Origin of the sequence: Erythrobacter sp. MTPC3 (genome assembly GCF_042854385.1) — a bacterium.
GTDB lineage: Bacteria > Pseudomonadota > Alphaproteobacteria > Sphingomonadales > Sphingomonadaceae > Erythrobacter.
Genome location: NZ_BTGP01000006.1, coordinates 233,849 through 245,708, shown reverse-complemented (window position 1 = coordinate 245,708; position 11,860 = coordinate 233,849). Strand labels below are relative to the sequence as shown.

At 59.5% G+C, this 11,860-nt stretch carries 3 protein-coding genes; 2 read left to right on the top strand and 1 reads right to left on the bottom strand.

Annotated features, from left to right (window positions below; translation table 11 throughout):
* Nucleotides 1-218 precede the first annotated feature (218 nt).
* Nucleotides 219-1,313 carry a TIGR03032 family protein gene (locus tag ACGHU1_RS10460; protein ID WP_390586614.1) on the top strand — a complete coding sequence of 365 codons (1,095 nt, stop codon included), beginning with the start codon at nucleotides 219-221 and terminating at the stop codon, nucleotides 1,311-1,313.
* Nucleotides 1,314-1,353: 40 nt separating this feature from the next.
* On the opposite strand, the gene ACGHU1_RS10455 is transcribed toward ACGHU1_RS10460, so the two are convergent.
* Nucleotides 1,354-2,931, bottom strand: a complete 1,578-nt coding sequence (locus ACGHU1_RS10455; RefSeq protein ID WP_390586612.1) for a winged helix-turn-helix domain-containing tetratricopeptide repeat protein — start codon at nucleotides 2,929-2,931, stop codon at nucleotides 1,354-1,356.
* A gap of 216 nt (nucleotides 2,932-3,147) precedes the next feature.
* On the opposite strand from ACGHU1_RS10455, the gene ACGHU1_RS10450 reads away from it, so the two are divergent.
* On the top strand, nucleotides 3,148-11,772 hold the full coding sequence (locus ACGHU1_RS10450) for a hypothetical protein (RefSeq protein ID WP_390586610.1): 8,625 nt from the start codon (nucleotides 3,148-3,150) through the stop codon (nucleotides 11,770-11,772).
* The last annotated feature ends 88 nt before the right edge of the window (nucleotides 11,773-11,860 follow it).

Sequence of the window (11,860 nt, the reverse complement as noted above, 5' to 3'; positions counted from 1 at the left end):
CAAGCCAAGCAAGCCGAGATTGGACATTCCGCTTACGACCCGTTGCCTTCGTTGTTCACAATGGCGCGCATAAGTTTAGACCTAAGATCCGATCAATAAATGCGCCCACCAGCATCTGCTCAATGGGCTGAACTTGATAGTTATTCCTTTACCTGGCTGAGCAGATTGAACAATAAGCGACTCTTTGGAAATAAGATTCAAGGCAGCTCAGAGGGAAGATGACTTCACAAGGTCAACAGGTTGCGGCGAGCCAGGCTGGCGCGGCCCCGCCCAAGGTTTCCTATTCGCTATCCGGCGGAATTATTGCGCGGCTTGCGGGGCTTAAGGCCTCGCTTGCCTTCACATCCTATCAGTCGGGCTTTCTCTACATGCTGGGCAGCGGGCCGCAGGGTAACCCGCAGCTTCACCAATCCGGCATGCCTAAGCCCATGGGGCTATGCGCAGACGGGCCGGGCCGCCTGGTGCTGACAGCGGGCGCGCAGGTGATGCGGCTGGAGAATGTGCTGGAGGCGGATCAGCGGATCAATAAGGTCTATGACGGCTGCTTTATGCCGCGCACCGTCTACACCACGGGCCAGCTTGATGCCCATGACGTTGGCGTGCAGACAGACGGCGAGCTGGTGTTCGTCAACACGCGCTACAATTGCTTGGCGAGCATCTCTGAGCGGCATTCTTTCAAGCCGGTCTGGCGCCCGCCCTTCATCAGCGACATTGTCGATGAGGACCGCTGCCATTTAAACGGTCTTGCGATGCGCGATGGCAAGGCGGCATATGTCACCGCTGTGTCTAAGTCGGACACAATCGACGGCTGGCGCGATCGCCGCGGCGATGGCGGCGTGGTGATCGATGTCGAGAACAACGCGGTCGTTTGCGAAGGGCTGTCCATGCCGCACTCGCCGCGCTGGCATGATGGCAAGCTATGGGTGCTCAATTCCGGCACGGGAGAGCTGGGCCATGTCGAGCTGCCCGACGGAGAGGGCAAAATGGGCAAATTCGTGCCGCTCGCCTTCTGCCCTGGTTTCTTACGTGGGCTTTCGTTCCATGGCGGGTTCGCCTTCGTCGGCCTATCGCGCCCGCGTTATCAGCGTTTCGAAGGGCTTGAGCTCGATCAGCGCCTGATAGATGCCGACAGCGAGCCGTGGTGCGGGGTTCAGGTGATCGACCTGAAGTCCGGGGCCTGCGTGGACTGGTTCCGGATCGATGGCGATATTGGCGAGCTTTACGATGTTGAGCTGGCGCACGGATTTAGCTGCCCGATGACCGTCTCACCAAGCTCACCCGATGCCGGCACGCTCATTACGATTGAGCAATAGGTTGGCCTGCTGGCGAGACCCAGCGGCGCTCCAAGCAGATCTAATGGAAACCGTTCGCGCTTAAGATCGCCTGGACGACCGGGCGCACCTGATCGCCCATGGCAGGATTGGAGCGCTCAATCCCGGAGATGGTGACAGTCGGAAAGGTATTGCGGATCTGACCTGCGATTTCGGCCGCTTCTTGTTTGTCTCCGGCCAAGAAAACCGCACACAAGGCGGTAACCATTATCATCAGGTCCTCATGCGGCACGCTCTGTGCGCGGCGGCCCCATTCTGCCGCGGCCTGAATGTTTCCGAGGTTGAATTGGGCAATCGCATGAGCGGCATAGGTGCTGTAGCGCATCGGATCGCGCGGGCTCAGCTTTAGCGCCAGCGCCCCATGCTCCATCGCTTCTTCATAGGGCCCGGCAAAGGCATGATACGCCGCCACTTGCGTGTGGCCCATGGCATAGCTGGGCGAAAGATCGATGGCGCGTTCCAGCCATTCCGGAGCCTGTTCGGGCTGCGTCCCCAGCGACAACGCCTTGCCCATCGCCAGATTGGCCGAGGGGTCATCGGGATCGGCGTCAACCGCGGCCTCCGCCGACTGGCGCATCAATTGCGGTGCATCGCCCGGATCATGCAATGTCCGCTGGAGCAGAAGCCACCAATAGGTGTGCGACAATCCCGCATGCGCCCGCGCGAAATCGGGATCGATTGATACTGCGCGGGTGAAATAGGCCTGCGCGCGCTCGATATTGCTGATCCCTCTGCGATAAAGCAGCGATGAGCCCATGTGAAAGGCCTGCCATGCGGTCAGGTCCTTCGGCGCAGAAATTCGCAACCGCTCCGCTTCATTGCGCGGGATTTGCCGCTCAACCTCATGCACAACACGCCCAACGGCATGCTCCCTGATTTCGTGAACCGCGCGCGGATCGAACTCAAGCCGCTCTGACCACACCACAGTGTTGTCGCGCGTGTCGGACAGCTCGATTGCAACCGCCAGCCTGTCTCCGCCCAGTTCGATCGCGCCGCTGACGCAATAGTCGACGTTCAGCGCCGCTCGCAGCTTGGACGGAGCGATATTGCCATTGCCAAACTGGAAGCTGGTGCCGCGCGCGATCACACGCAGCATGTGGAGCCGTGCAAGCGCAGAGATAATGTCGTCCGGTAATGCTTCGGCAAAGGATGCATTGGCGGATCGCGCATCGCCGATAATCCGGAACGGCAGGACAGCAATCGATGGCTTCTCGCCCATCATTTCGAGGCTGACATCACCAGTCTCGATATTGGCAAGGGGCGCGGCAACCGCCGCTTGCTGACGCACCATCTCCACTTCGGGGACCAGCCGCCATCCCTTGGCGTGGACGGTGGCGATGATTTGCCGGGGTTTGGCCGTGTCATTCAGCGCTGCGCGCAATGTCTTGATCTGGCTGAGCAGTGCAGCGTTGGACACTTGGCGTCCCTGCCACAGACGCTCAACGATCATGGCCTTGGTAAGCAGCCGGCCCACACCTTGTTGCAGGAACAGATACAGCAGCTCCTTCGTCATCGGTTGCAGGGGGATTTCTTCACCGTTCGTGTCGTTCAATTCAAACCGATCGCTGTCATAGGCGAACACGCCAAATCTGTAGATCAAGCTGCTTTCCTTCCCAAGCAATTCGGCAGGCCATGACGTTACCTGCTGCCAGCCCACAAGCTCATATTTCCGCTGCGTAAACGAACTAATACCGAGCTTACGAGAAAAGGAAAAAGCCAAAACGGGGTTTTTTGGGGGCAAGCTTGAGGACGAGCCGCTCCGCACATATTCCCAGACTGACTCGAGTAGCGGCCCGACGGGGCCAGATGGGGCAATATGACTGATTGTGTGCGTGAAGCTGGCGGCGAAGTGATCACTGATATTCTGAGTGAGCAGGAGCAGATCCGGCGCAGCTGGTTTGGTTTTGGCATCGTGCGCGGTGGGCGCATGACCAAGGTCAGCGGCCAAGCCGCAAGCTACTCCCCGGAGCTTGGTCTGGTCGAAGCAGGCAGTCAGATTGTCGCAGCGAACGCCCCTTCGCGCGCCTCGCTTGCTGCTCTTGCCAAATCCGCTCTGCGCTGGTCCGCTGCGCCGCTCGCGATCTTTGCCGCAGCCAGTCCCGCCTTTTCGCAGTCGATCCCCGCTGGTTGTGTTGATACCAGCGGCAATGGCGTCGCCGAAGCTGGTGAGACGATCACATGCGTTGTCGCCGCGCCGACGGAAATCGCCGGTATCACGACCACCGCAGATGATGTGACAATTGTCATCGGCGACGCTGGCACTCCCACTAGTGTTAACAATCCGAGCTTTACGGGCACGGGCGTCTTCGCCGCGTCTAACGCCGGCTCGCTGACGATCGATAGCAGCAATGGCAGTGTCACCGGAGGCGATTATGGCATCTATGCGATCAACACCGGAACGGGCGCGCTTTCGATAACGACTGCTGATACGACCGGCGTTGGACGGGATGGCATTCTCGCTTTGAACTTGAGTTCAAGCACGGACCTGACGATTGACAGCAGTGAAGGCAGTGTGCGCGGCGAACGCATCGGCATTCAAGCGACCAACAACGGATCGGGCACATTTTCAGTGACCACGGCGGATGTAACTGGCGCGCTCCAGAATGGAATTTCGTTGATCAATCTTGGCGGAGACGTGACGGTTGATACAAGCGCGGGCGCTGTCAGCGGCATCACCGGTGGCATTCAAGTGTCGCAATTCGGCGCAGGCGGAATTTCAATCACCACGGCCGATGTTACAGGCATCAGGAATGAAGGTATCGTCGCGGTCAACTCTGGCTCAGGCGCTGATGTGTCGATTGACAGTTCTGCAGGCAGCGTCATCGGCGGGACAAGAGTGCTCTCAACCGGCCGTCGGGTCTCGGGTGTTTTCGCTGCTCAACAGAGCGCTGGCACGCTCAACATAACGGTTGATCAGGTTTCGGGCGGTCTGGGCATCGATGCGCGTGCTACCAGTGGCGCGACGACGATTACGCTGGGCTCAACCGCTGTTGTTACCGGCCTGACAGGGGCTGGGATTGATGCCCAATCAACCGGAGGCGCGATCACCGTTCAGGGGAGCTCCGGCGTTGTGGTTGGTGCGACCGACGGCATGTATGTGCGATCCACGGGCGGCGATATCACTGTCGACGCTCTCGACAGTGTGACGGGCAATGCGGGCGACGGTCTGGACCTTGGCTCCACTGGCGGCGCGATCACGGTCAATGCGGTCGATGCAGTGCTCGGTACTGGCGGCAATGGAATTCTGGCCGATAGCGATGGCGGCGATATCACCATCACCGGCAATGGCCTGGTCGGCGGGGTTGAAGGCACGGCGGGCGATGGCATCAATGCCGATGCCAGAGGCGGCGTAGGCGGCGAGATCACCATCACCGGCAATGGCAATATCACTGGCAGCAACTATGGGATTAATACGCGCACCGATGGTGCGGGTTCGATCACGATTGATACCAGCACGGGCAGCGTCAGCGGTGGCAGCACTGGCATCCTTGCGCGCAACTATGGATCCGGGGCGGTTTTGCTGACCACGGCGGATGTCACGGGTTTTAGTGGCATCAATGTGGCCAACGTGTCCACGAGAACCACGGACCTGACGATCGATAGCAGTGCGGGCAGCATCTCTTCTGGCAGCTTCGGTATTTCTGCAATCAACAACGGATCCGGGGCGCTTTCGCTGACCACAGCGGATGTGACGGGCATCAGTTTTGATGGCATTTATGCTCGTAACTCCGGCACGGGCCTAACGATCGACACCAGCTCAGGCGGTGTCAGCGGGGCGAGGTACGGCATCCGCGCCAATCAACAAAGCGCTGGCGAGCTCAACATCACGGTCGATCAGATCAGCGGCGGCATAGGCATTGATGCCAATGCGACCACGGGCGCGACGACGATTACGCTGGCTTCGACGGCAGTGGTCACCGGTCTGGTTGAAGCTGGGATCGATGCGCGGTCCACGGGCGGCGCGATCACCGTTCAGGGCAGCTCCGGCGTTGTGGTTGGTGCGACCGACGGCATGTATGTGCGATCCATCAGCGGCGATATCACTGTCGACACTCTCGATAGCGTGACGGGCAATGCGGGCGACGGTCTGGACCTCGCCTCCGCTGGTGGCGCGATCACCGTCAATGCCGTTGATGCCATCGCTGGAACGGCGGTAGGAATCAGGGCTGACAGCGACGGCGGGGACATCACTATCACCGGCAATGGTCTGGTCGGCGGGATCGAAGGTGCCACAGGTTCTGGCATATTCGCTGATGCGGGTGGTGGATCCGGCGGCGACATCCGCATCTCTGGCAATGGTGATATCGGCAATGGCGGTATAAATTCGCGAACCGATGGCGCGGGCTCGATCACCATTGATACCAGCACTGGCAACGTCACCGGTAGCATTAACGCTTCAAACCAGGGATCGGGCGCTGTCACCGTGACCACGGCGGATGTGACTAGCAATGCCCCGGGCGGCATTTTTGCGTTCACCCGTGGCTTGGGCCTTACCATCGACAGCAGCGCCGGCAGCGTCAGCGGCCGCGAGCGAGGAATTGAAGCGACCAATTTTGGGTCAGGCGCGCTTTCGATAACGACTGCGGATGCAACGGGAGCCGTCTTTGAGGGTATTCTTGCTTCCAACGGGGTCTCGGCCACCGATCTGACAATCGATACCAGTGCAGGCAATGTAAGCGGAAGCAGGGGTATTTTGGCAAACAGCCAGGGGACTGGCGGGCTCTCGCTGACGACAGCTGATGTGACAGGTTCCTCGTTTGATGGCATCCATGCGGTCAATTCTGCGGCAGGCGCGGACATGTCGATCGACACCAGCGCCGGTATCGTCTCAGGCCAACCTGGAGCAAACTTTTCCGGTCGGCTTTTTGCGGGCATTCTCGCTGATCAACAAAGTGCCGGCACGCTCGACATCACAGTCGATCAGGTCACGGGCGGTGTAGGCATTGATGCGGAGGCTACCACGGGTGCAACGACGATCACCTTGACGTCGACCGCACTCGTTACGGGCCTGACGGGAAGCGGGATCGATGCGCAATCAAGTGGCGGCGCGATCACCGTTCAGGGCAGCTCCGGCGATGTAGTTGGTGCAACCGATGGCATGTATGTGCGATCCATGGGCGGCGATATCACTGTCGACACTCTCGACAGTGTGACGGGCAATGCGGGCGACGGTCTGGACCTCGCCTCCGCTGGCGGCGCAATTACCGTCAACGCGGTCGACGCGGTCCTTGGCATGGGCGGCAGAGGTATTCTGGCCGATAGTGATGGCGGCGATATCACCATCACTGGCAGCGGTCTCGTGGGCGGAATTGAGGGCACGGCGAGTGATGGCATCCTTGCTGACGCCAGCGGTGGGCCTGGCGGCGCGATCACCATAATGGGCAATGGCGATATCAACGGCAGCAATAACGGTATCTATGCTTTTACTAATGGCGCGGGGTCGATCACGATTGATACCAGCACGAGCAGCATCACCGGCAGAGTCAGCGGTATTAATGCGACCAACTTCGGGACGGGTGGGCTTTCGGTCACGACTGCGGACGTGACCGGCACGGGCCGCGATGGCATCTCTGCTCGCAATTTCGGCACCGACCTTTCAGTCGACAGCAGTGCAGGCACGATTGCCGGCAATGGTGGCATTACCGCCACCAATTTTGGATCGGGCGTACTTTCGCTGACCACGGCGGATGTGACGGGCACCGGCGGCGATGGCATTTCTGTACGCAACCAGGGCACGGACCTCGCGGTAGATACCAGCGGCGGCAGCGTCAGCGGCGCGGCTAATGGCATTTATGCCTACAATCAAGGTTTGGGAACGGCCTCGGTCACGACGGCGGATGTGACCAGTGCCAACGGTAACGGCATTTACGCGCGCAACTCGTCCTCTGGCGACAGTCTATCGGTCGATAGCAGCGCGGGTAGCGTTGTCGGCGACAACCGCGGCATCAGAGCGATCAACGAGGGATCGGGCGCTCTTTCCGTTATTACAGCGGACGCTTCGGGCACCGATCGCGAAGGCATTACGGCGGGCAACTCGTCTACCGGTACAAATCTCACAATCAATAGCAGCGCTGGCAGCGTCAGCGGTGGCACGAGGGGGATATACGCAGTCAACCAAGGCTCCGGTGCTCTCTCTGTGACGACGGCTGACGTTTCCGGGGGCACCGGCGAGGGCATTTCGGCAAGGAATTTTAGCGGTACCGATCTGACGGTCGACAGCCGCGCAGGAAGCGTCAGCGGCGGCTTCAGAGGTATCAACGCGACCAACGCTGGCTCAGGCGCACTCACGATCACAACTGCCGATGTTACTGGCACCACGAACGAAGGCATCCGCGTCGTTCAATCCAGTGCGGGAGGCAGCCTAACGATCGACAGCAGTGCGGGCAGTGTCGTCGGCGGCAACAGGGGTATCTATGTGCGCGACTATGGCGGTGGATCGGTGGCATCCATCATCGTCGACCAAGTGACCGGCGGAACCGGCATCTTTAGCAACACGACCTCGGGCGCGACTACTATCACACTCGGGTCGACCGCCGTTGTTACCGGCACGGCCAGCCAAGGCATATATGGATACTCAACCGGCGGCTCGATCACAGTTCAGGGATCATCAGGTGACGTTGTCGGCGCGACCGATGGCATGTATGTTCGCAGTAGCGGCGGCGATATCACTGTCGACACACTCGACAGCGTGACGGGCAATGCGGGTGATGGCCTCGACCTGGCGTCCGCTGGCGGCGCAATCACCGTCAATGCGGTTGATACGATCACCGGCACGGATGACAGCGGTATTGTCGCTGATAGCGACGGCGGTGACATTACCATCACAGGCAATGGTCTGGTTGGTGGAATTAGCGGCACGGGTGCTAATGGTATCACTGCATATGCAGGCGGCGGTATTGGCGGAGCGATTACCATCACCGGCAACGGCAATATCGCTGCCGGCGACGATAGTATTTTTGCTTACACCAATGGCGCGGGTTCGATCACGATTGACAGCAGTTTGGGCAGTGTCAGCGGCGGCCGCAAAGGCATTTTCGCGGACAACTTCGGATCAGGGGCGCTTTCTATCACCACAGCGGATGTGACGGGCGCCCGCTCTGAAGGCATCATGGCGCTCAACATCGGTACCAACCTAATTATCGATAGCAGTGCAGGCAGCGTAAGCGGCGCTACGCATGGCATTTTAGCGATCAATAGCGGACTGGGCTCGCTTTCGTTGACCACGGCGGATGTGACGGGCGGCTATGATGGCATTTTGGCGATGAACTTCAGTGGCACAGACCTGACGATCGACACCAGCGCCGGGGATGTAAGCGGCGCGAGGCGGGGTATCCTTGCGCGCCAAGATGGCAGCGGGGTCTTCTCGATCAATACGAATGGGGTGACTGGCTCTAACTACGGTATCTTTACCGTGCAATCGGGTGCAGGCGCGCAGAGCATCATGGCAGCGGGCGATGTCATTTCGACCAGCAGCGATGCAATCCGCGCGAATGGAAGCGGCGCCAGCCTGTCGATCACGACCGCAGCCTTGGTCTCTGGCGAGACAGGCGGCATTCGCGCTCAAAACGATGGCACGGGCGCTCTCACGGTCAACGTCAATGAAGTGACGAGCGCTAATGGCGCTGCGATCAGGGCACGCAATGGCAGTTTCAGCGTTCCTGCGGGCACCGATTTGACGGTTACGGCCAGCGGAACAGTCACTGGCACGGCCGGCATCTATGCAAACAATGGCGGGACGGGCGATCTCTCCATCACCACTGCTGATGTCAATGCCACAACCAGCGTGGCCGTCAGCGGGCGAAACTATGCTGCAGCTCGCAATCTGACAATCGATACAACCGGCGGCGTTGTTGATGCGGCCTATAACGGAATTCGCGCAGCGAATGATGGCAGCGGCGCAGTGGCTGTCACCACAGGCGATGTGAACGCAGGCGGTTATTACGCCATCTATGGCCGCAATTACGGTACTGATTTGACGATTGATACGACCGCAGGTGAAGTCACGGGCAGCGCCTCGGGCATTTATGCTCGCAGCATTGGATCGGGCGCGCTTTCGATCACGACCGGCAATGTGACCGGTAGCGGCAACCGCGGCATTTCCATCTTCAACCTGCTCACAGAGCTGACGGTCAACACCGCCGCAGGTGCGGTTTCAGCTGAGAATGAAGGCATCCTCGCGTTTAACGAAGGAACGGGCACGCTAACGATCACAACGGCGGATGTAACGAGCAACAGCCGTTCAGGCATCATCGCAGAGCAAAGCGTGAATGACGCAGACATTGTGATCGACACCACTGGCGGCGCGGTTGTCGGATCGAGCGTTGGCATCATGGCTGCGCAGAACACCGGCGGAGATGTCACGGTTGATGTGAATGCCGTTGAAGGCGGCGTGGGCATTATCTCCACCGCTGCGACCGGTGATACGCTGATCACCCTGTCCTCCACGGCAGTGGTGACCGGAACGACAATGGTCGGGCTCTATGGCCTCAGCACAACGGGCGACATCACGGTCCAGGGAAGCTCAGGCACAGTCACCGGGGCAACCGATGGCATCATGCTGGTTTCGGCGGGCGGCGAACTGACGGTAGGCAATATTGACCTCGTTCAAGGCAATGCAGGCGACGGCATTGATCTGGCATCTGGCGGCGGCGCGATCAGCGTTACCGATGTGGATGAGATCACAGGCGTTGGCGGCAATGGCATTCTGGCCGATGCCACCGGCGGCGCGGGCGGCGACATTCTCCTCACCGGCAATGGCGACATCATGGGATCGCTCGCCGGGATCACCGCAAGCGCGGACGGCGCAGGCACTGTCACAGCTGACCTCACTGGCATGACGCTTGGCGGCGTCAGCGGGTTTGCTGTCTCCACCGAAGGCGGCGCGGTCTCTGTTGCGAACAGTGGGCTGCTGTCAGGCGGAACCAACGCCTTTATCGCCAGCGGCGCGAATACGGGCCCGATCACACTCACTAACACTGGAACGATCCTCGATCCGGTCCAGTTTGCGAGCGGTGATGACAGCTTCACCAATTCCGGCACGTTCCAGGTTCGTGATACCAGCGATTTTGGCGCGGGCACGGATATGTTCGATAACTTGGCAGGCGGCACTCTGGCTGCTCCGGCAATTGCTTCGCTGATCGGTGTTGAGACCCTCAGCAATGCTGGCCTCATCACATTGGTGAACGAAGACGCAGCGGGAAGCCTTACGGTTAGCGGCGACTTTATCGGCAATGACGGGCAACTTGCGATCGACATCGATTTTGCTGGAACCTCTGATAAGCTGATCATTGGCGGCGCAGCGACCGGCACCACTACAATTTTCCTCAATGATGTATCGAGCGCAGCCGGGATTGGATCAGGCATCGTTCTGGTCGATGCCGCTGGTGGCAGCGAAGAGGGCGCGTTCGAGCTTGCGAACCAGTCTCTCAATTTTACGCCGTTCGTGGCTCTCGATCTCGCTTTCGATGCGGCGAACAATGACTTCCTCATCTCACGCCGGTTCACGTCCTCAGTCGCTGAGGGCGCTAAGCTGGCCGAGGGCGCGCAATCGCTTTGGTATCGCAGCACCGACGCCTGGACACAGCACCAGGCAAGTACGCGCTTTGATGATGAGAACGCATCGCCGTTGTGGCTGACTTTCTATGGCAATGTCGCGAGCCGCGAGGATGATACAATGGGCACTGGCCTGATGCTGCCGGCAGCCAATGATCTTGATTACGAGCAAGACTTCTTTGGCTTCCAGGCCGGATATGACCTGGCCTCTCAAGCCGGTGACGGTTTCGCAGCGGGGATCACAGCCGGTTATCTCAGCTCGAACATTCGCTTCGCCTCGCGCGGCAACAGCGCGCGGTTTGATGTGTTCAACATTGGCTTGTCAGCGTCCTACAGCTCCGGCGGCTTCTATGCTGATGGCCTGATCAAATACGATACAATCAGCGGCAACCTGAGCGACCCGCGCGCTGGCGGATTTGATGGCGACGCTGATGGCGACGCGCTGGGTGTGCACGCACAGCTTGGATACCGCTTTGGCGATGATGGCTTCTTCATCGAACCTCAGTTTAACCTGGATTATCAAGCGACGAACCTTGATGACATAGTGATCGAGGATACGCGCTTTGACTTTGGCAATATTGATGGCTTGCGCGGGATTGCCGGACTGCGGATCGGCGGCCAGAGCGAGCGGAGCAATGGCACGGGCATCGGTTACTACCTTGGCGCCAGCGCGGTGCATGAGTTTCAAGATGGGCCGCCAGTGCGCTTCTCTTTTGGTTCGGATGAAATCGCGCTGAGCAACAACAAGATCGGCACGTATGGCCGGATCGAAGCCGGCATGACCCTTTTTGGCACTGGGCCGCTCAGCGGCTTTATCGAAGCGCATGGTGATATCTCAAGCAGCTACACCAGCTATGGCGGTCAGGCTGGGGTGCGGATCAAGTTCTAGGGCGTGGCTACGTTCAATGTGGAACAAAACTCTCGTCCATCGAGAACGTTGAGACTACGCGCTAAATGTCCGCTTTCACTCCAGCCTT

Coding starts and splice junctions, on each gene's coding strand:
- ACGHU1_RS10460 (WP_390586614.1), top strand. CDS start 219: ATGACTTCACAAGGTCAACAGGTTGCGGCGAGCCAGGCTGGCGCGGCC.
- ACGHU1_RS10450 (WP_390586610.1), top strand. CDS start 3,148: ATGACTGATTGTGTGCGTGAAGCTGGCGGCGAAGTGATCACTGATATT.